17 protein-coding genes and 2 pseudogenes are annotated in these 21,255 nt (G+C 58.4%); 7 read left to right on the top strand and 12 right to left on the bottom strand.

The genetic code is table 11. The features are described from left to right. Window positions 1-7: 7 nt before the first annotated feature. From IB250_RS20955 to IB250_RS20945, 3 genes are all read right to left on the bottom strand, one after another. Entirely contained in the window at window positions 8-601 is a 594-nt protein-coding gene (locus tag IB250_RS20955) for an NAD(P)H-dependent oxidoreductase (RefSeq protein ID WP_192345456.1), read from the bottom strand. A gap of 143 nt (window positions 602-744) precedes the next feature. Then, on the bottom strand, window positions 745-1,320 hold the full coding sequence (locus IB250_RS20950) for an acyl-homoserine-lactone synthase (protein ID WP_192345455.1): 576 nt from the start codon (window positions 1,318-1,320) through the stop codon (window positions 745-747). A gap of 160 nt (window positions 1,321-1,480) precedes the next feature. Next, a complete protein-coding gene (locus IB250_RS20945) occupies window positions 1,481-2,182 on the bottom strand; it encodes a helix-turn-helix transcriptional regulator (RefSeq protein WP_225603687.1) in 702 nt (233 codons plus the stop codon). 676 nt (window positions 2,183-2,858) lie between these two features. On the opposite strand from IB250_RS20945, the gene ggt reads away from it, so the two are divergent. Next, window positions 2,859-4,703 (top strand): gamma-glutamyltransferase, encoded by a 1,845-nt coding sequence (gene ggt / locus IB250_RS20940; protein ID WP_192345453.1) that lies wholly within the window; start codon window positions 2,859-2,861, stop codon window positions 4,701-4,703. A gap of 129 nt (window positions 4,704-4,832) precedes the next feature. Here ggt and IB250_RS29080 read toward each other — a convergent pair. The 3 genes and pseudogenes from IB250_RS29080 to IB250_RS20930 form a co-directional block, all read right to left on the bottom strand. Continuing rightward, window positions 4,833-5,264, bottom strand: a pseudogene (locus IB250_RS29080) (methyl-accepting chemotaxis protein); the annotation flags it as partial. A gap of 108 nt (window positions 5,265-5,372) precedes the next feature. Further along, a pseudogene (locus IB250_RS29075) lies at window positions 5,373-6,059 on the bottom strand (PAS domain-containing protein); the annotation flags it as partial. A 208-nt stretch (window positions 6,060-6,267) separates the two neighbouring features. Beyond that, complete coding sequence (locus IB250_RS20930; RefSeq protein WP_192345451.1) at window positions 6,268-7,581, bottom strand: MFS transporter; 1,314 nt, start codon at window positions 7,579-7,581, stop codon at window positions 6,268-6,270. Window positions 7,582-7,820: 239 nt separating this feature from the next. Here IB250_RS20930 and IB250_RS20925 point away from each other — a divergent pair, with 239 nt between their 5' ends. Then, on the top strand, window positions 7,821-8,993 hold the full coding sequence (locus IB250_RS20925; protein WP_192345450.1) for a hypothetical protein: 1,173 nt from the start codon (window positions 7,821-7,823) through the stop codon (window positions 8,991-8,993). A 180-nt stretch (window positions 8,994-9,173) separates the two neighbouring features. Beyond that, complete coding sequence (locus IB250_RS20920) at window positions 9,174-9,698, top strand: SET domain-containing protein-lysine N-methyltransferase (RefSeq protein ID WP_192345449.1); 525 nt, start codon at window positions 9,174-9,176, stop codon at window positions 9,696-9,698. A 6-nt stretch (window positions 9,699-9,704) separates the two neighbouring features. On the opposite strand, the gene can is transcribed toward IB250_RS20920, so the two are convergent. Next, a complete protein-coding gene (can, locus tag IB250_RS20915; protein ID WP_052965823.1) occupies window positions 9,705-10,349 on the bottom strand; it encodes a carbonate dehydratase in 645 nt (214 codons plus the stop codon). A 183-nt stretch (window positions 10,350-10,532) separates the two neighbouring features. Here can and IB250_RS20910 point away from each other — a divergent pair, with 183 nt between their 5' ends. Beyond that, entirely contained in the window at window positions 10,533-10,937 is a 405-nt protein-coding gene (locus IB250_RS20910; RefSeq protein WP_192345448.1) for a serine kinase/phosphatase, read from the top strand. A gap of 120 nt (window positions 10,938-11,057) precedes the next feature. Here IB250_RS20910 and rimI read toward each other — a convergent pair whose 3' ends face one another. Beyond that, window positions 11,058-11,510 carry a ribosomal protein S18-alanine N-acetyltransferase gene (gene rimI, locus IB250_RS20905; protein WP_007896888.1) on the bottom strand — a complete coding sequence of 151 codons (453 nt, stop codon included), beginning with the start codon at window positions 11,508-11,510 and terminating at the stop codon, window positions 11,058-11,060. Then, window positions 11,503-12,243: an energy transducer TonB gene (locus tag IB250_RS20900; RefSeq protein WP_192345613.1), complete on the bottom strand. Its 741-nt coding sequence runs from the start codon at window positions 12,241-12,243 to the stop codon at window positions 11,503-11,505. Before IB250_RS20900 ends, rimI begins: the two co-directional genes overlap by 8 nt. A gap of 206 nt (window positions 12,244-12,449) precedes the next feature. On the opposite strand from IB250_RS20900, the gene mksB reads away from it, so the two are divergent. Genes mksB through mksF form a run of 3 tightly spaced genes read left to right on the top strand, consistent with a single transcriptional unit; the run spans window position 12,450 to window position 17,255 of the window. After that, the gene (gene mksB, locus IB250_RS20895; protein WP_192345447.1) at window positions 12,450-13,727 is read left to right on the top strand and encodes an Mks condensin complex protein MksB; all 1,278 of its coding nucleotides are present in this window, start codon (window positions 12,450-12,452) and stop codon (window positions 13,725-13,727) included. Then, window positions 13,717-14,418 carry an Mks condensin complex protein MksE gene (gene mksE / locus IB250_RS20890; RefSeq protein WP_192345446.1) on the top strand — a complete coding sequence of 234 codons (702 nt, stop codon included), beginning with the start codon at window positions 13,717-13,719 and terminating at the stop codon, window positions 14,416-14,418. Before mksB ends, mksE begins: the two co-directional genes overlap by 11 nt. Continuing rightward, a complete protein-coding gene (gene mksF / locus IB250_RS20885) occupies window positions 14,415-17,255 on the top strand; it encodes an Mks condensin complex protein MksF (RefSeq protein WP_192345445.1) in 2,841 nt (946 codons plus the stop codon). Before mksE ends, mksF begins: the two co-directional genes overlap by 4 nt. Before the next feature lie 219 nt (window positions 17,256-17,474). On the opposite strand, the gene IB250_RS20880 is transcribed toward mksF, so the two are convergent. Genes IB250_RS20880 through IB250_RS20870 form a run of 3 tightly spaced genes read right to left on the bottom strand, consistent with a single transcriptional unit; the run spans window position 17,475 to window position 21,040 of the window. Beyond that, entirely contained in the window at window positions 17,475-19,778 is a 2,304-nt protein-coding gene (locus tag IB250_RS20880) for an intermembrane transport protein PqiB (protein WP_192345444.1), read from the bottom strand. Continuing rightward, window positions 19,771-20,394 carry a paraquat-inducible protein A gene (locus tag IB250_RS20875; RefSeq protein ID WP_007896874.1) on the bottom strand — a complete coding sequence of 208 codons (624 nt, stop codon included), beginning with the start codon at window positions 20,392-20,394 and terminating at the stop codon, window positions 19,771-19,773. The genes IB250_RS20880 and IB250_RS20875 overlap by 8 nt, the downstream gene beginning before the upstream one ends. Further along, window positions 20,381-21,040 carry a paraquat-inducible protein A gene (locus tag IB250_RS20870; protein ID WP_192345443.1) on the bottom strand — a complete coding sequence of 220 codons (660 nt, stop codon included), beginning with the start codon at window positions 21,038-21,040 and terminating at the stop codon, window positions 20,381-20,383. Before IB250_RS20870 ends, IB250_RS20875 begins: the two co-directional genes overlap by 14 nt. Window positions 21,041-21,255 lie beyond the last annotated feature (215 nt).

The following is a 21,255-nucleotide window of genomic DNA, read 5'->3' as shown; positions in this document are numbered from 1 at the left end:
TGACACCTTATTGCAGCAAGGCGATTTGCGCCCGCTCGGCCTGCAACAGCATGTTTTCGTAGAGCTGGTCGGCGGATGCCTGGTCCTCAATGACCTGTTCGGCGACATTCTGAGCGGCGACGTCGATTGACTCGTCATCGATGAATACCGATTCGTAAATCCCGACGACAGGCAGGTAGATACCTTTGACGTACGCCACCGTCTGCTGCAAAGGCCTGAGCAATTCATCCAGTGTGTAACGGTTGAACCCGCCAGCGCGGTAGCCTGTGGATGGCGCACCCACCGTGGTGATGATCATGAACTCCTTGTTCTTGAGCTTGTCGCCGCCGCGTGCATAGGCATATCCGGGGGTGAACACTTCGTCGATCCACTGCTTCATGATTGCCGGGCAGGAATACCAATACAGCGGGAACAGCAACACGATGCGGTCATAGGCATCGAGCAACGCCTGCTCTGCACGAATATCGAACCCGGTGGTCGTTACCGCGCTGGCCAGGCTATGGACCTTGACGCCACGATGGCTGATCTTGCTCATGATCGCGATATTGACGCGGGAAACCGAGAGATCAGGATGGCCAGAAATAACAATGACTTTTTTCACGTAGGGCGCGTGTCCTTTATATAAGTAATCGGTTGGAATGCCGATGCAGCACTATTTAAGAGAAGGTGCCTGAAGTTGTAACCTAACCTTTTGGGGAGGCGGCTTGGCCAACTTGCCGGCAGCGGCAGGCCACTCGTAGTGCTTCAGGCCACTTCTCGATCAACAAGGCTGGGCGGTACCCTGATCCAGTTGGCCATGATCTTGTGCCCGTCGATCACGGTCAGTTTGTCGTCGCAATGAGCGTCGAAGCCCGCTTTGCGCAACAATCGGGCAATCCCCGGCGGAGATACCGTGATCAATTGGCGAACCCCGTGGAGGGCCGCGACCTTGAGCACTTCGTGCAGTAGCGCCACGGCGTTCGGCGATGACAGTGAATGGCTAGTGAAGGTCCGTTGTTGCAGGTCGACGGCGGCAAAACGGGAGATTTCCCAGATGTCCGCGGAATGGGGGAGTGCCTGGCCGCCGATCACCTGGGGAAACACTTCTCCCAGCAGATAGGGCTTGTGCGTGGGCAGCAGCCGCGCTACGCCGACGATGCGCGGGCCTTGATGGGCGATCACGTATACCGTGTCGTCGCGATCGAATTGATCCAATTCCTCACCGATTGCACAGTCCAGATGCCATCCAAGTTTCTCGACAAATACGCGATAGCGGTATTGCAGCAGGGCCTGCCACAGTTCTATCGGTAAGGTAAGGCGCGTACCCGTGGTCATATACATGAGGAACCCTCGGCAAATAATCGAGGGGGCATTCGGCAGAATAATCGAATGCTTAGGTACTGCTCTTTTGGGCAGGTGTGTCGTCAAGGTGCGAGTATTATTATTGTTGTTATCACTCAGCGACGTTAACGCTTCAGAGGTGCGGAAATGAGTGGGTGTGTCAGGCGAGCAAGCCCAGTGAAGTGGCGCGCACTACGGTAGCGGTGCAGTTATGGACGCCCAGTTTCGAGCCTGCATTGCGCAGGTGAAACTTGATGGTTTCCCGCGATAGCGAGAGGATCAAACCGATCTCGTAGGCGGTCTTGCCGTCGGCTGCCCACTTAAGGACTTCACATTCGCGCCGCGACAGCGATTTTTCCTGCGGTAATTGCCAGTGCGGTGTCAGCACGCGCAAGAAACCCTGATGGGCGACATGCACTAAAAAACGCATGTATTTTTGATTGGCGGCAAGCTCTTGGGTAGTAATAGGGTCGCTGGAGCGCGCCAGTGTCAGCATGCCGCCGCTGCCGCGGCCGTCCAGACAGGATTGCGCCCAACCGTGGACCAGTCCGGCGGCGCGAGCTTCCTCCCACATCTGCGGGCTTTGCTGGGTCATTTGCTCGTCCCAGACAATCGGTGTCGTCGATTTCGTGCAGTGTTGTACCGTCGGGTCCACGGCCATGTATTCGCATTGGACATAGCGTTGTCGCCACGAAGGCAGAAAATTGTTGCTCATCACGACCTTGGGGCGGGTGACGGGTATGGGTATTCGGATCCCATAGGCGCAATAGTCGAACCCTAGGTGTCTTGCAGTGCTTACGATCCGGGCCAACAATTCAGCTTCGGTTCGGGCATTGTCGATCGTGTCCAGCAGATCATCCATCCACTTCACTGTCATTCTCCTTGAATTGACTTTGTTACGCTCTATCTGCGCCGAAAATTACTTTCGGACACACTGATGACGCAGGGTGGTGTTGTCATGGCTTGGTTGACTGGTCGGGCCAGTGATCGGTATCGGGATTACTGGCCCTAGGCAAGGGTAGCCTGACCGCGGCGGAAAAACATTGGGTTCCTCACGGAATCCCGGGAAACACAGAAACAAGAACACCGATTTGATGGATGATGTTCGTGCGAGCAAACACATCTAAAAAACCGGCGCTCTTATGCACGATATTAATACGTTCCTTCCCTTTTGGGCGGGCTTTTCTATTATCACCATCAAACCTGACGGTGACACGCTCCAAATCACACTGTGGGTGTAATTTCGCAAGATATTCAAACTGGCATTCCACATAAAAATCAAAACTAATAGCAGAAGCAGGCAGCTTGTATGCCTGATCTCAATCAAAAACAACTAGACCCTTTATATACAATGCATTAACAACCCCGTTCAAATGACTGTGCACACCAAGTACTAAAAACGGCTTACCGAAAGGTAGGCCGTTTTTTTATGCCTCGAGAAAAGTGGCATTGCTTCAGGACTGCGGACCTGATTTGCGTCGCGTCCCCCAGGCCGATAAAGTCCCCGGACATTTTATCCCATGGACGGAGTGCCCCGCGTGTTCTCAGCCTTCCACTTGAGTCGCTATCGCCTGTCAGCTTTTTCGCTGATCGCCACCGCTTTAACCCTCGCCGCGTGTAATACCCTGCCCTCTTCGCCGTCAGTCTCAACCCTGCCGGTCGCACCAGAAATCGCCTCCGGCTATCGCACCGACCTGCAGACCCGGCATGCCTCGAAACACATGGCCGCAGCCGCCAACCCGCTGGCAGCCGAAGCCGGGCGGGAGATGCTGCGTCAGGGCGGTTCGGCGATTGATGCGGCCATTGCCATGCAAGCGGTGTTGACGCTGGTCGAACCGCAATCGTCGGGCATCGGCGGTGGCGCGTTGATTGTGCTGTGGGATGGCAAGGCTGTACGTACCTATGACGGGCGCGAAACCGCTCCGGCCGGCGCCACCGAGAAACTGTTCCTGCAAGCCGACGGCAAACCGATGCCGTTCACCCAGGCACAGATCGGCGGGCGCTCGGTGGGGACGCCGGGTGTATTGCGGGCGCTGGAGCTGGCCCATCAAAAGCACGGTCGTCTGCCGTGGGCGAAGTTGTTCGGGCCCGCCATCGAACTGGCGGAACAAGGCTTCGCCATTTCGCCACGCCTGCATCAACTGATCGCGGCAGACGCGTTCATACAGCGTTCACCAGACATGGCCGCCTACTTTCTGAATGCCGATGGCAGCCCGAAAGCCATCGGTACACAGCTGAAAAACCCGGCACTGGCCGCAGTGTTCAAGCGCATCGCCAAGGAAGGTCCCGATGCCCTGTATAAAGGGCCAATTGCAAAAGAGATCATCGCCAAGGTTCAGGGCCACGCCAACCCCGGCAGCCTGTCGCTGAGCGACCTCCAAGGCTACAAGGCCAAGGAACGCGCGCCGTTATGCACCGACTACAAACGCTGGCAGGTTTGCGGCATGCCGCCACCGTCGTCGGGCGGGATCGCCGTGGCGCAAATTCTTGGCACCTTGCAGGCATTGGAATCCCGCGGCCCGCGTTTTGCCCTGGCACCACTCAAACCGCTCAAGACCAGCAAACCGGCAGGCATCGAACCCGCCCCAGAAGCGGTGCACCTGATCGCCGAAGCCGAGCGCCTGGCTTACGCCGACCGAGCGCAGTACGTCGCCGACACCGACTTCGTACCTGTGCCGGTAAAAGGTCTGATCGACCCGACTTATCTGACCAGCCGCGCCTCCTTGATTGGCGATCGCAGCATGGGGCAGGCCAAACCCGGTACCCCGCCGGGCATTCGGGTTGCCTATGCGCCGGACCGCTCGCCACTGCGCATCTCCACCTCGCAAGTGGTAGCAGTCGATGACGAAGGCGGCGCCGTGTCCATGACCACCACCGTGGAGGCAGCATTTGGCTCGCACCTGATGGTCCAGGGTTTCCTGCTCAACAACCAGATGACCGACTTCTCGTTCATTCCCGAAGAGAATGGGCAAAAAGTCGCCAACCGTGTTGAACCGGGTAAACGTCCGCGCTCGTCCATGGCGCCCACGCTGATCTTCGACCGTCAGAACGGCGAGTTCCTGGCCACCGTCGGCTCCCCCGGCGGCTCGCAGATCATCGAATACGTAGTCAAATCCACCATCGGCCTGCTCGACTGGAACCTCGACCCGCAAGCGGCCATCAGCCTGCCCAATTTCGGCAGCCGTAACGGCCCGACCGAACTGGAACAGGGTCAGTTCAGCACAGAGCTGATTCAGGCACTGAAGGACAAAGGGCACAACGTGAACGAGATCGACATGACCAGCGGGACTCAGGCGATTGTTCAGGTCAAGGATGCACAGGGCAAAGCCGCGTTGGCCGGCGGGGCCGATCCGCGACGTGAGGGAGAAGCGTTGGGGGATTGAGTCGTACGCAGGAATAAGAAAAGGCTTACCGGGAGGTAGGCCTTTTTTTGTTAGCGAAGAATCCTGGTCTGATCAAGCCGCAAAAGCAGGCCTGGCCTTTTTAGGGCTATTCACGCCGCACAGCGAGCATCAAGTCGATAACTGATTGGCAAACTGCCCAACCGCGTTAACCACTTTCTGCGCCCCGTCCTGGATTTCGACGATCACTGTGCCCGCCTCCGCTGCCAGCGCCAGCCCCTGTTCGGCCTGGAGTCTGCCATCGGTCATCAGGGCCACGGCGTTGCGCGCCATGTCCTGGTTCTGGCGCACAACGCCGACAATTTCGTCGGTCGCCTGGCTGGTTCGCGAGGCCAGTTGCCGGACCTCATCAGCCACCACGGCAAAACCTCGACCCTGCTCACCGGCGCGAGCGGCTTCGATGGCCGCGTTGAGCGCCAGCAGGTTGGTCTGTTCGGCGATGCCACTGATGGTTTTGACGATGGTGCCGATCACCAGTGATTGCTCGTTCAGCGCCTCGATGCCTTCGCCAGCAGTTTGCATATGTTTGGCCAAGTCACGCATGACGTCCACCGCTTGAGTCACTACAGTGGTACCGCGCTGGGCGCTGCTGTCGGTTTGCAACGAAGTGCTGTAGGCGATGTTGGCCGCTTCGGCGACGGCCTGCTCCTGATTGACCTGATCGGTTATCACCGTAGCGAACTTGACCACTTTGTAGAGCTTGTTGTTGGCGTCGACGACTGGGTTGTAGGAAGCCTCCAGCCAGACCACGTTACCGTGGCTATCGATACGCTTGAAACGATCGGCCACAAATTCGCCGGCGTTCAAGCGGCGCCAGAAGTTCTGATACTCGGGGCTGTTGTATTCCTCTGATTCACAGAAGGTGCGGTGATGTTTGCCCTGGACCTGCGCCAGACTGTAACCCATGCCGTTGAGAAACCGCTCGTTGGCCGTCAGCACGTTGCCATTGAGGTCGAACTCGATGACCGCCGTCGAGCGCACTAGCGCGCCGATCAGGTTCTCATGTTCACGAGACGCCTCGATGGTGCGGGTCAGGTCGCTGGAGTAAATCGAGAAGTGTTTGATCCGGCCATCCGCGGAGCGCACCGGCTGCACGATCGACCGCAACCAGGCTTCGGCACCATTGCCCCGCAATAAACGAACCGTGCCGGCAAAATGCTCGCCACGGGTCAGTGCAGTCTTGAAGCGGCGGTGGAATTCGTCCGACTTCACATGAGCCGGGACGATGTCTTCGATGTGCCGGCCGTCCAGCTCGTTGCCCTTGTAGAGCATTTCACCCATGAAGTTCTGGTTGGCCGATTGAATCCTGCCATCGGAATCAAGGGTCAGGACCAGCATCTCGCTGTCCAGGCTCTCCTTGACTTGCTGAAGGCTGGAGAGTTCTTCGCGAAGAGCCGACAGCTCCTGCTTCAAGCGTTTGTTGAACATGGGAAGCACCGATGGACAGGGATAAAAAGCTGCATACAGCCTAGCCATCGGCCTTGGGGATATTTTCTGAAGAGTGTCTCAGGGTTGTCCTACAAAAATAGTGGTAACACGAACATCTTTATACCGCGCCGGCTACCGAACAGCGCCCAATTCGCGGTACTCGCGCGCCAAAGTACGCCGCACTGCTGATGCCCACCGCCCCCATCACTGCGCAGAAAATCACACAAATCCACGGACTCCACGGCATCAGACCGATCAACAACAGCGGTGTGACGCTGGCCCAGGCGGCGTAGGCAATGTTGTAGGTAAAGGAAATCCCCGAGACGCGAATCCGCGCCGGAAACAGGCTGACCATCACCGACGGCACTGCGCCGACTACCCCGCAAGAGAGGCCTGCCACTGCATAGGCCAGACCGAGCCACTGGCCTTCAATGATCAGGCAGGTATAGAGCACGCCAATACCCAGAGGCAGCAGCAGGCTATACAGCATCACCGTGCGCCAGGCGCCGATGCGATCGACAAGCAGCCCCGCGAGCACACAGCCGATGTTCAGAAACACGATGCCCAAGGCACTCAGGGCGAAGGTATGACTGGCGGTCATGCCGAAGGTTTTTTGCATCATGGTCGGGGTAATGACCACGAATACCACCACGGCCGAGGTCAGCACGCAGGTGAGGATCATTGCCGGCAGCATCGCCAGGCGGTGCTCCCGCAGGACCGTGCGCAGCGGCAGTTCCACAGTAGCCTCGCGCTGGGCCTGCATCGCCATGAATACCGGGGTTTCACTAAGCCAGCGACGTAGCCAGACACCGATGACGCCAAACACACCGCCCAACAGAAACGGGTAGCGCCAGGCGTAATCAAGAATTTCCGCCGGGGTGAACGTCTGTGCCAGAAATGTCGCCGTCAGGGCTCCGATCAAGTAGCCGAAGGTCAGCCCCGCCTGTAGGAAACCGAGGGCATAGCCGCGATGCCCGACCGGTGCATGCTCGGCCACGAACACCCAGGCACTCGGCACTTCACCGCCTACCGCCGCGCCTTGCAGGACTCTCAGGCCCAATAGCAACAACGGTGCGAAATAACCGATCTGGGCGTAGGTCGGCATGATCCCGATCAGCAGACACGGCAACGCCATCATCAGGATGCTCAGGCTGAAAACCTTCTTGCGCCCCAGTCGATCGGCGAAATGTGCCATCAGGATCCCGCCCAACGGCCGCGCCAGGTAGCCGGTAACGAAAATCCCGAAGCTTTGCAGCAGACGCAGCCACTCAGGCATTTCGGGTGGGAAGAACAGTTGGCTGAGGGTCAGCGCGAAAAATACGAAAATGATGAAATCGTAGATTTCCAACGCGCCGCCAAGGGCTGCTAGCCCCAGTGTTTTGTAGTCCGAGCGGGTGAGGGGCGCCGGGCGCGCATCTGTGTTGGCAGTCATGGAAAAGAACTCTGGCAGGCAAAAAACCAAGGCGCCCATGGTCTACGCAAATGCGCTTGTGGACAACCCGCTAGCCCTGGAATCCCAATGCCATACCGCGCTGCTAGCGCGTACCTTCCAGTATGAAGGGCACTCCTGGACTGGAAATGTTTTCAGATGGGCACTAGACCGCTCGACACAAGTAGTTTCAAGATGTACCCGCCCTGCCTCCGAGGGCTCACGCTGAAAAGGATCTGAGCATGTTCAAACTCGCAGGACTCACCCTGGCCGCACTCACTCTGAGTGCCGCCGCTCACGCCGATGTCGATCTGAATCTGGGCAGTACCGAACGTGTTACCCGACTGTTCGCCTATCCCAACAACTGCAACGTCATCTGCTATCGCAACTGGACACTGGAACAGACCGTCGAGCACTACCTGACTCAAAGCGTACAACGCGATGGCTACAACACCGCAAAAGTAGTGGTCAAAACCGACAACAAGCAGCTCTACGCCACTATCAGCGGTGTGCCCAAAGGCTATGACAAGCCACTGACCGCATTGCTCCAGGCTGGGGATTTGGCTTACAACGGCGCCAGCAAACTGAGTGCCGATGGCAAATGGACCTACAACTGGTACTTGTTCCTTCCGCTGGGCATGGCGCTGGAAAATCGCAAAAGCATCGAATTGCTGCACTTCCCGCCAGATTACTCGCTGACCCAGGCCCAGGACTACCTGGAGTCCAAGACGACCGACCGTTGGGCCACGCTGCTGACTGCCAACGGCATCCCCGCCGACCAGACACCGGGCTATCAGACCATCATCGACATCGCGCCGATTGCCGCGCCATCCAGCGCCGGTAAGGACCTTGAAGGCGTCTACGACTACTTCAAGGATTACCAGACCACCATGGTCAAGGAAGTCAGCCAGAACGCCAGCGGCGCAGCGTTGCCAATGGTCGCCTTCGGCGCACCGGTACGTAACTGGATCAAGCAACAATATGGGCCGACCGTAGACGTGCTCGGTCTGGCAACCATCAGCCCGAGCGAGGGTGTGAAAGTACCAGTACTGGGTTCCAACCACCCGAGCTACATCTGGTACGCCGCCGATCCCGAGGCCTATAGCGGCAGCGATGCCCAGGCCAAGGCGGACGCTGCAGGGCTGAAAGTCATGGGCCAGGATTTGAGCGCCGCGTGCTGGCAGGCCGGGATGGGCAGCAAACCGGGCACTGACCCTACCGTTCAGCTGAAAAGCTGTACTCAGACCTGGCAAGTGACCCAGAAAGAAAAAACCTGCGAACTGTTCTACACCTCGATCCGCAACCTGACGCCTGAACAGGCCGTGGCCAAATGCGCAACAACGACGGTCAAATCCCAGCTGAAACAGCTGAAGAGCCCGTCTCTTGCGACCTCTGCTCCTTCCCCACACTTGTAAACGATGAAAGTCTTTCCCGCGTGAGCCATGGCTGACGCGGGAAAGAGCCTTTTTCGCCTGTCATATTTGACAGTAGACTGATGGTTTCATTTGCGAGAGCCTTGGGGCATACCCATGTGCTGCAGGGCTGACAGGATGTCAGTAGACGGCGGTCGTAGCACTCGACTGACAAGGATTGTTATGAGAGCTCATGCAGAACAGGCAATACCCCCACCGCCATCAAATGGCATCTATCCGTTTGTAGAGTTGCCCCTTCGCCTTGGATTCCCCTCCAAAGACGACTTTGAAATCATCTGCAACACTCAGGGATCGGCAATAGCTGTCATGGCACTGCGCGAGTTCCCCCGCATCAGCCGAATCTGCAGGGTTTCCGGACATCTGTTGCCCTATCGCTGCCGACACACCCGGCAGCTGGCGCCAGGCATCCACGTCCACGATCCGCGCTTCTGCGGTCTACTGAACCACTCCTGCGACCCCAACGTCTTTCTCGACATGAGCGAACTGTGGATATGGGCGCTCAAGGACATCAAAAAGGGTGACCGGCTGACGATGGATTTCGCCGCAACAGAAGACAAGCTGCTGCGGCAGTTCGCCTGCCGCTGCGGTTGTCCGTCCTGCCGTGGCTGGATCATCGGCTATGACGAGTCGCCGAACGCCAATGGAGAACAGTTTTTTCAACACTGGCGTCGACGAAGTCTCATCTAAAAGGCTTTACAACGCCTCGACCGGACGCAAACGGTACTGCGGTGGTAACTGTTCGAAACCGCTGATGGTGGCGTTCAGGCTTTTCCAGCGTCCATCCTTGATGCCATAGATGCAACCATGGATCGACAAGCTCTGCCCGCGGTGCCAGGCGTTTTGCACAATGCTGGTATGACCGACGTTGGCCACCTGCTGAATCACATTGAGTTCGCAGAGGCGGTCGACCCGCTCTTCTTCGGTGGACAACTTGGCCAGTTCGTCGCGCTTTTCATAATAGAGATCGCGAATCGAGCGCAGCCAGCCGTCGATCAGGCCCAACTGACGGTCCTGCATCGAGGCGCGTACACCACCGCAACCGTAGTGGCCGGTGACCAGGATGTGTTTGACCTTGAGTACATCGACCGCGTATTGAATCACCGACAGGCAATTGAGGTCGGTGTGCAGTACAACGTTGGCCACGTTGCGGTGCACAAACAGATCGCCCGGCAGCATGCCGACGATTTCATTGGCCGGCACGCGGGCATCGGAGCAACCGATCCACAGGTATTCCGGGGTTTGTTGACGGGCCAGCTTGGCGAAGAAATCAGGATCTTCCTGGGTGATCGCGTCGGCCCAGCGCTCATTGTTATCAATCAGATCTTGTAATTCGTTCATGCAATGAAGCCTCGATAATGATGCGCTGGTTTGACAGACAACCGTCTGTCCGGGTCACGCGCAAGATGCAGATCCCCCATGATGCCCTGATGCATTTAATGGCTATCCGATGCTCCATGCCGGTGGAATTCTCGCAAGCCCAGTGGGTCAACTGTAGTAAGGCCTACAGTATGAGGGAATGCCATGACTGATTCACGACGTCCGTTCGATAAGGCGCAACCCGAGCCCATCGACGACAACGAAGACCGCATGGGCTCAGTGCATGAGCTGGATTTCGACGAGGAAGAACCGGGCACCAGAATCGGCGACCTGATCCCCGAACGCGAGCGTGCGCAGAAGATGTCCGACGAACGCGTCCGTGAAGCTGGCATGACCGGCGGCTCGACCGATGACCACGAATCTACCGACGATGACATGAGCCCGGAAACCTTGATCCGTGAAGACGGCGCACGGGATGCCCAGGAAGAGGGTGAAGACGGCCAGGCGGATTGGGAGTTGAGCATTGTCGATGAGGACGACATCGGCGGGGGCAATGGACTGGATGAAGCGGAATTGGCGCGGCGCGATCCAATGGATGGCAAGCGTTGATCTACAGATCTGACCAGATTCCAACGCAGGAGCTGCCGAAGGCTGCGATCTTTTGATCTGTTGTTGCCGTGACATAGAAAGATCAAAAGATCGCAGCCTTCGGCAGCTCCTACAGGTGTTTCAGTCAACCAAGGTGCAGGCCATGACGACCGCATCCTCACGCCCACCCACTGCCGGGTAGTAATCGCGCCGACGTCCGATTTCGTTGAATCCATACCGCTCATACAACCGAAACGCCGCCCGGTTGCTGTCGCGCACCTCCAGAAAACATTCCCGCGCCTCTGCCTTGTAGGCAATTGACATCAAATGCTCCAGCAGCGTCAAACCCAGGCCTCGACCCTGATTTTCCGGCTTGACGGTAATGTTCAGCAAATGCGCCTCGTCGAGAATGATCTGCACCACGCCATGACCGACCTGCTGCTGCCCTTCGAACATCAGCCAGATCTGGTACTTGCCCAGGCCATCGAGAAAAATCCCGCGGGTCCAGGGGTGGCTGTAAGCCGCGTATTCAATTTTCAGTACAGTGTCCAGGTCCGCCTCGGTCATCGGGCGGAACGATACAGCGTCACTCATTCGATTCTTTCCAGCGCGCCATCAGCCGACGCATGGCTTGCCAGACATCAGCCTTACGCTGTGGCTCTTCCATTAATAATTCCAGACCCGGCAGGGCCCAGACCGAACCCAGGCCTTCGACCTGAAGTTCACGGTTGAAGGACTCGGCGTCGGCCTCACCGGCAAAACGCACCGCTGGCAAGCCGATCAGCCACAGGCAGACGCATGGAGCATCTTCGAGACGGGCCGACAGAAAGCCTTGTACGAAATCCCGAGCCGCTTCCGGCCCTTGATCCATGGTGCCGCGAGCCAGCAGTGGCCAGCGCACCGGCTCGCCGACGATCTGCGGGCTGTCCGGCAGACCGGCGGCGCGCAGCATGTCCTTGAGCAACAGATAGGCAGGATCGCGGGTCTGGAAGCTTTCGCCTGTGGGTAACTCCACCAGCAGCAGGCAGCGACCGGCCCGTAACAATTGCAAGGCGAAACGCGGTGGCGGCACGACCGGCGCCTTGATCGCGACCGGGGCCTCCTCTTCTTCGACCTTGGCGTTCGTGCGGGTGCTGGCCAACGATGGCCGTGGCACTTCGATTTTTACCCGTTCGGCCGGTTTGACCACGGGCTCCATCGGTGCCTCGGCCACGGGAGCCGGCGCAACCGGGGTGACGACCAATGGCTCGGGCATCTCCAGCAGTTCGGGGCGCGAGGGCGCAGCAAAGGGCAATTCGGTGCGCGGCAGCCAGTTGACCACCTGCATGGCGGTCAAATAAGCGCGGCGACGGGACTCGATAAGCAAAGGTCGGCCACTTGTGGATAACTAAAGTGCAGTGATTCTACCGCCCTTCGCTCAAGATCGCCCGCGCTTGATCGATAGAAAGCCAACTGTCCGTCCCGAGAGTGAATCGCAACGGGCATGATGCAGTACAATCGCGACTTTTAATCGCCAACCAGCCGGCCATTCCGATGATCGAACCCAAGCGCGTCTTGCGCGCCCTCGCTGAACACTGGGCACTTCTGGAGCCACTGTGCGAGCACTTCGACCAAGGCACCTTGAGCCTCAACGAACTGCGCACGCAACTGGCCGCCCAGCAACTCGACAGTACGCCACAGGACATCACCAGCCTGCTCGACGTGTGGATCCGCCTCGACATTCTGGTTCCCGTGGCGAAAAGCCCGAACCGTTTCGAGCTCAACGCGCAGATCCACGATTTCCTCGCTTACCTGCGCCGTGAGCACCGTCTGGGCCTGTGCCTGGAAATCGAAGCCTATTTGCGTCACCTTGAGCGCTTGGCCGGTTACATCCAGGACGCGTTCGACATCCGCGACGGCAACGATCTGGCGCGTCAATTGCGCCTGCTCGACATGCGCGTGCGCGATGTGCTGAAAAAACTCGACAACGACGAACAGGCGTTGGTGGCCGTCGCCGAACGGGCGAAAACCAGCGATCGGCAGATCCCGCTGCGTCAGCGCTACGCTGAAGTGCTGGCGACCTGGGACGAATACGTCGAGCCAATGATTGAACTGGTGAACGCCGACGGCGCCTTCGAACAAGGCGTGCGCAAGGTCGAAACGGTCCTGCTGAAGATGCTCTCCGAACAGCAGCGCCTCGGCCATCTGGTTGACGACGACATGCTGCTGCGTACCCACGCACGCATCCTCGAAATGCAGACCAGCGCCCAGCTGACGCTGCGTCATGCCCGTGAACTGCTGCTGCCGCTGCGTGAAGAAGCCCGCCGGCACAACGCCGTGACCCGTGGCGCGGCGCTGGCCCTGTCGGCCATTCGTCGTAAAGGTATCGATGCGGTGCCACAAGCGGCGATGCCGATGTTCACCCGTCCGCAAAGCACGTTTCTGGGCAGCGCCAGTCAGGTCGAAGCCTACGTTTATGCCCTGGCCCGTTTCGAGCCGAAACCGGCACGCTTCCCCAAGGCCCACAAGACCCAGAAAGGCGAAGCGCCGCGCGCGCCACGCACGGTTCGGGAAATGCTCGAACGCTGCGAAGACGCCCTGCCGATGCCGGACCTGATGACCTGGCTGCTGGAGCAGGAGCCGGACGGAGCCACCGACGAATTGCTCTACTGGTTCTCGCGCCTGTCGCGGGAAAAACGCTTCAAACGCGAGCGTCTGGAACGCCGCGATTACCACACTCACGAGCATCAGGTCAGCCTGCGCTCCTTCGCCCTGCTCTCGGCCGGCGACACCGCCGCCGAGGATTCTGCGAGCATCCCACATGCATCTTGATCTATCCGAACTGTCCCAGCTGGCGCCGATCTTTCGCGAGCTGTTCAAGGGCTACCACGTCAGCCGCCGCGACCCGGAGCTGTACGCCCAACTGTCGAATTTCCAGGACCAGTACCGCACGTTGTTCAAGGCGTTGGGCTTTGAACTGGTCTGCGACACCCGTGGTTTCTATTACTTCGTTCCGGACCTGGCTGCGGCGGCAGTAAACAAGACCGCGCAACGTCTGGCGCTGTTTACCTTCATCCTTGTCGAGCATCTGGCCGATCAGGGCCGTGACCCGGTCGCCGTGCTCGACGGCGGCAGCCTCGGCCGCGATGAGTTGCCATCGTTGCTGGAGAAATACCGCGACCTGTTTATCCAGGCAGAAGTGCAGACCGTCGAAGAACTCGAAGAAAAAATCATGCGCCGCATGACTCAGCTCGGTTTCGCCAGCGAAGAAAACGGCGTTTACCGTTTCCTGCCGCCGATGCATCGCTTCCTTGATGTTTGCCTGTCGGTTCAGCAGGACCGTGATCTGGCGGCCAGCCTGCACAGCGTCCTGCCATTGCCCGTGCCCGTGCTGATCGATGACGACAGCGATGAAAAGCTGCTGCAAACAGACGACCCGCTGGATCTGAGTGACTTCGCTGAAGAAAGCGAAGAAGACGCCCTGGCCCGCGCCATTGCCGAAGAACAGGAGACCGACGCATGAGCAAGGAACGCTACGGCATTCGCCGCTTTGCCCTTTTGAACACCGCCGGTTACAGCCTCGGCCTGTTCCCGCTGGAAGAGCCGCTGTCGGTTTACGGGGCGAACAACCTCGGTAAATCCGCATCGATCAACGCCTTGCAGTTCCCGATTCTTGCACGCATGTCGGACATGAGTTTCGGCAAGTACAGCCTGGAACAATCCCGGCGTTTCTATTTCGCCTCGGACACCAGTTACATCCTGGTGGAAGTCTCCCTGCCCCACGGCCCGCACGTGATTGGCGTGGTCGGACGCGGCCCGGGCGGCGGTTTCGGTCACCAGTTCTTTGCCTATGCCGGCAAACTCGATCTGGCCCATTACCAGAAAGACGATACCTGCCTGCGGCAGAAAGAGCTGTTCACCAACCTTGAGCGCGAAGGCCTGAAAGCCTATGAACTCAAGCCGGATGAACTGCGTCGTTTGCTGGTGGGCGGTCACACCTCTATTCCGCTGGACCTGACGCTGATCCCGCTGCGCTCCACCAGCGAGCAGAGCCTGAAGACCTTCCGCGCGCTGTTCATCAACTTGTTGCACATGCGCGAAATCACCGCGGCCAAACTCAAGCAGTTGTTCCTCGATGCCTTCGAACACAGCCTGCGTTCCGGCAGCGTCGATTACATCGCCGCGTGTGAGGAAGCCTTCCGTGATGTTCGCCGCATGGAGCAGGACTACAACTCGCTGGTCGCCGCCGGCCCATTGGTTGAAGCCTTGGCCAACGGCGTGAAACAGCGGGACATCCTGCGCGGCAAACTACATCGCCTGTCGCCGCTGCTCGACTCCCTGCTCGGCACCTGGTCGGACTACGCCAGTGCGCGCAAGGAAGAACTGACGATTCAGGCCGAGCACTACCGCAACGAGCAGGACGCGCTGCAAAACGATCAGCGCGGCGGCACTCAGGAGCTGATGCGTCTGGAGCGGGAAATCACCGGCATCCAGCGCTGGCTCGGCGAGTTGTCGGTGCTCAAGCATCGCTTCGCGCTGGTCGATGACGTCAAAGTCCTCGAGCAGCAACTGCTCGCCGCCAAAGACGCGCACGACGAACTGGCCGGTGCACTGGCCCAGTCGCGGCAGTTCAGTGCCGAAGACCTCGAAGAGCGTCTACGGGATCTGGAAAAACGCCTGAAGTCGGTCAAGCAACAACTCGATCACGCCGACAACAACAGCTACGCCCGTCTGCGCGAAGAGTTCTCACAACAGGACGTCGAGCGCCTGATGCGCCTGTTCAACAGCGCACTGTTCAGCCTCCCGCTGGGTGAACACGGCATTACGCTGGACGAGGACGGTCAGTGGGTCAAATCCATGGAGCTGATCCTCGATGGCTTCAAAGGCGAGCGCTTCGAAGTGCCGGGCCTGTCCATCGATATCTCGCACATTGAGCCTCCAGCCCTGCAAGCCCTGGCCGACCGCGCGGCGCTGCGCGATCAGAAAGACCGCCTGGAAAAAGAACTCAAGCAGCTGAAAACTCAAGCCGCCGTGGCAGCCGACCGCGCGGCCAGCAAGACCCAGACTGAAGCGCTATACCAGCAAGTGCTGGATGCGCAGAAAGCCCTGGAAGATTTCCGCCGCGCGCAAACCCTGAGCGCCGAGGAAGGGGACAAGCTTGAGCAGTTGGCGCAGATGGAAGCTGCTCAGGACGAATTGAAGCGTTCCAGCGATGCCTTCACCGAGCGCGTCCAGCAACTGTCGGCCAAGCTGCAGCTGGTCGGCCGGCAGATCGGCGATATGGAAGCCAAGCAACGCACCCTCGACGACGCCTTGCGCCGTCGTCAGCTGTTGCCGGCGGACCTGCCATTCGGCACGCCGTTCATGGACCCGGTCGACGACTCCATGGACAACCTGCTGCCGTTGCTCAACGACTATCAGGACAGCTGGCAAGGCCTGCTGCGCAGCGACGGGCAGATCGAGGCGCTCTATGCTCAGGTTCGCCTCAAGGGCGTGGCCAAGTTCGACAGCGAAGACGATATGGAGCGTCGCCTGCAACTGCTGATCAACGCTTACGCACACCGCACCGACGAAGCCCTGACTCTCGGCAAGGCCCGTCGTGCAGCCGTCACCGACATCGCCCGGACCCTGCGTAACATTCGCAGCGACTATGACAGCCTCGAACATCAACTGGCGCTGTTCAACCGCGAGATCAACAAGCGCCAGGTCTCCAACCTGCAAAGCTTCCGCATCGTGCTCGCGCCGAACAAGGAAGCGCTCAAGCACATTGACCAGATCATCCACAGCGCCGGTCAGTACGAAGAAGGCGAAACCCTTTCCGTCTTCGACCTGAGCCAAAGCGCCGATCAAGACAACAAGAACGAAGAGGCCAAGGAATACCTGGCGCGGCTGGTGGCGGCGAACCACAACCAGCTCGGCCTCAAGGATCTGTTCGAGCTGGCGTTCGAGATCACCAAGGTCAACGGCCAACCGGTGATCCACACCGACATCGACGGCGCGGCGTCCAACGGCACCACCATGACCATCAAGGCGCTGACCAACATGTACTTGTTGCTGCACTTGATGGACCGCGACCAGGCCGGTCGCGTGCGCCTGCCGTACTACCTCGACGAAGCGGCGGACATCGACGAGAAGAACCAGGCAGCACTGCTGGAAACCAGCCTGCAATTGGGCTTCGTGCCGATTCTGGCGAGTGTGAAGCCGCAAGTTTGCGCCAGTGTCGCCATCGACCTGGAAGGCGGCAGCGGCCCGAACGGCATTTACATCGACGAGGCGGACTGGAAGTACATTCGTCGCCACGATGAAGTGAAGGCAACCGTTGTTGTACAGGCTGATGAGCCAGAGCTGGATGCGGTCTGATTTGACTTAAATCCAACAAAAAGGCCGCGATCCAAATGGATCGCGGCCTTTTTGTTTGTGGGGGCATTCTTGAAATTTTGAGTGGACTTGAGGGCCTCTTCGCGGGCAAGCCCACTCCCACAGGGTTTTGTACTGAACCCAGATTTTGGGTACGCCATCAATCACTGTGGGAGCGGGCTTGCCCGCGAAGGCGCCTTCTCAGACGCCAATCAACCTGGATTACTTACCGAGAGAAATCTTTGGCGCCCAGGTCAGCCACTCATCTTCGAACTGGTCGAACAATGGAAAGGTTTGCTCAGCCCGCGCCGGAACACCCATGCGGTCGCCATCCGGTGTGGCAAACGCAATGCCGCCCTGAACCAGCGTCTCCAGCGATTCGGTGCGTATTGTCGCGCCTTTGAACAAGCCGTAGTCAAAACCAAAACCACTGGTGTTCCAGAACCGCGTGCCACTGCGCACCAGCGGCGCGTACTTCGGCTCGATCAGGATGTGCACCAACACTCGATCAGCCGTCTGGCCCAGTTCATAGCCGGTCACCTTGCCTACCGTGATTTCGCGATAGGTGACGGGGACGCCTGTTTTCAGCGAACCCCGACGAGCAGCGCTCAACACCAGGCTTAAACCAGCCTCTTCCTTGGCGATTTCCGGAGGATTGGTCAAGGCCACGAAAGTCTTCTGTGGGCCGAGGTTCTTCGGCGCCGGTTGCACTTCGATGTATTGCCCGGTGACCAAAGTGTCGAGGTTCGAGGTTTTAATCAGACCGAGCTCAGGTTTAACCACCCAGAACTGACTGCCGACCCGAGCGATACGCTCCGGCACTTCGGTGATCCGCGCGGTCAGCAGTACTGATTGCAGGTCATCACTGAGGTCGACGTCCTCAATCTTGCCAACGTCCAGGCCTTTGAATCGAACCGGCGTGCCAGTGCGCAGGCCATCGGCGCGATCGACCTTGATCGTCACCATGGTGCCTTTCTGCGTTGCCTCATCATGGCTGGCATGCAGGCGGAAACGCGGAATACGCTTTTGCAACGGCGCTTTGGCTTCCGGGGTTTCGAAGGCGATGCCACCGGCCATCAGGCTCTGTAACGACTCACTTTTGACTTGGATTCCGCCGGTTAATCCACCGGTGAGCGTAATGCCGCTGGCATTCCAGAAACGCGTCGAGGCGTTGACCAGCCCTTCGTATTCCTTCTCGATATGCACCCCGATCACCAGCTGCTTTTTGGTGCGGGAGAATTGATAGCTTTGAACCGAACCGACCTTGACCTGTTTGTAGAGAATCGGACTGCCGACTTCCAGAGAACCAAGGTTGTCGGTGAACAACACCAAATGCAGGCCGGGCGAACGCAGATCCAGCGGCGGCGCCTTGGGCCGTGCTTCGAACTCGCGCTGCGGCGCACCGCCCTTGTCGCCTGGGCGCACGGCAATGTAGTTGCCTTTAACCAGCGCTTCCAGGCCTGTAATACCGGCGAGCGAAATCGATGGTTTTACCACCCAGAACTGAGTGCCGGTGACCAGGTAGTCCTCGGCCAGCGGGTCGAGAGTCAACTCGGCGGTCGCACTGGACAGGTCCGGATCAACCTTGAGCGTTTTCAAATTGCCGACCTGGATACCTTTGTACATCACCGGCGTACGACCGGACTGCAGGCCTTCGAAATCGCTGAGTTTGACCTTGACCCGAATACCGGCTGCAGCCGCATCGAAATCCTCATAGAGACGGAACGGCAGGCTTGGATCGGTAGGCGGGCTGTCCTTGCGATTTTCCGGAGTGGCAAATGCAATACCACCAGCGACGATGCTGGCGAGGGACTCGCTACGTACTTTCACACCGGAAAGGTTGGCGTCGATACTGATGCCGCTGGCATTCCAGAAACGCGTGTGCTTACGCACGAGGCTGGCGTAGGTCGGCTCGATGAAGACTTTGAGTTCGACAGTGCTTTGGTCTGCGGACAGCACATAGCTTTTGATCTGACCGACCTGAATCTGCTTGTAGAACACCGGGCTGCCGCGATTCAGCGAGCCGAGGCGATCAGCCTTGATGGTCAAGTGCAGGCCGGGTTGCGCGTCCGATAGCGGAGGCTCCTGGGCCAGGGCTTTGAACTTGCGGGTCGGCTCGCCTTCACCCGGGCTGACGGCCACGTAGTTACCCGAAACCAGCGTCTCCAGTCCCGTGATGCCAGCCAGGGTCACGCTCGGTTTGACCAACCAGAAACGCGTGCTGGTCCTCAGGTATTGCTCCACGTCTTTATTCATCTCGATGGTGGCGATCACTCCTTTGGAGCTGCCTTCGTCATCGAGTTTGAGGGCTTTCACCTTGCCGACCGACATGCCTTTGTAGACAACTTCGGTCTTGTTGGCCTGAATGCCTTCGCCGCTTTCGAAGCGCACCTGAATCTCGATGCCCGTCTCGCTGTAGGCACGCCAGCCGAGCCAGCCGCCGATGATCAAGGCGATCAGGGGCAACACCCAAATAGCTGACCAGTTCGAGGCCGGTCGGGTTTTCGCTTTAGGCAAATCAGTCATGGTCGTCGTCCGACTCCGTGTTATCCCAAATCAGTCGGGGATCGAAAGTTACTGCGGCAAGCATCGTCAGAATCACCACACTGGCGAAGGCGATGGCGCCAAGATTGGCTTCGATGCTGGCAAGCCGTCCAAAATTCACAACCGCCACCAAAATGGCGATTACAAAGATATCCAGCATCGACCAGCGGCCGATGAACTCGATAAAGCGATACATCAGAATGCGCTGGCGTGCCGAGAGCGGCTGACGGCGCTGCACCGAAAACAGCAGCAATGCGATGCCCACCAGCTTGAACGTGGGAACCAGAATGCTGGCGATAAAAACCACGGCGGCGATTGGAATCATGCCGTGCTGAACCAGCTGGATCACACCGGACATAATAGTGCTCGGATCGCCCTGCCCCAGGGAATTGACGGTCATGATCGGTAGCACATTGGCCGGGATGTAGAGAATCGCGCCCGTGATTAATAACGCCCAAGTACGCATCAGACTGTTCGGGCGGCGAGCGTGAACCAGCGCACCGCAGCGAGTGCAAACCTGCTCGTCGGTATCGGCTTCCTGTTTATTCAACTCGTGGCATTCGGCACAAATCAGAATGCCTGCATCAATCGCCCGCATGGGCATCCTCTCCTGATAGAGCCTGCCAGATCTGGTGCGGTGACATCACTACTTCCAGCCAGACCTGAACCAACAACAAACCGATGAAGCACGCCAGACCAAGACCTACGGTCATCGCCGCCATATCGGCCAATTTGACGATCGCAACCAGTACGCCCATGAGGTAAACCTCGAGCATCCCCCAGTCCCGTAGATGGTGATAAATGCGGTAGAGCAGCAGGCCATAACTGCGTCCGATATCGAAGCGAATACTCAGCAGCACGAACAGCTGGCAAAGCAGCTTGAGCAGCGGAATCCCCATGCTGCAAAGGAATACCACTACCGCTACGCCTCGCATACCGGTATCGAACAGACCGACAACGCCACTCCAGACAGTATCGTGCGACGACTGTCCGAGTAGATGGAGCTGCATGATGGGTAAAAAGTTCGCCGGGATGAACAACAACAGCGCGGCAATGACCAAGGCGAGACTGCGCTGCACGACATTGTGTCGATGGGCATACAGCTCATAACCGCAGCGTACACAGATGGCTTTCTCATCATGAGCAAGCTCAGGCTTGCGCATCAGCAAGTCGCACTCATGGCACGCTACCAAGTCGTCCAGCGGTAAATCTGACAGCCCTGGGGCGTCAACCGGATCTGGCATAAATGCTCTGGCTCCAAAAAAGTTGGACCTATTCTAGTGTCCTGACTCGAAAATAACTGTGCAATTTTGTATTGTCGCCAGAGTGCTCTTTTCCTGCGGACAAAACAAAACCCCTACCTGCATACGCAGATAGGGGTTTCGGAATTTAATCTTGACGATGACCTACTCTCACATGGGGAAACCCCACACTACCATCGGCGATGCATCGTTTCACT

Origin of the sequence: Pseudomonas sp. PDM09 (assembly GCF_014852305.1) — a bacterium.
GTDB lineage: Bacteria > Pseudomonadota > Gammaproteobacteria > Pseudomonadales > Pseudomonadaceae > Aquipseudomonas.
This window is presented reverse-complemented; position numbering and strand designations above follow the sequence as displayed.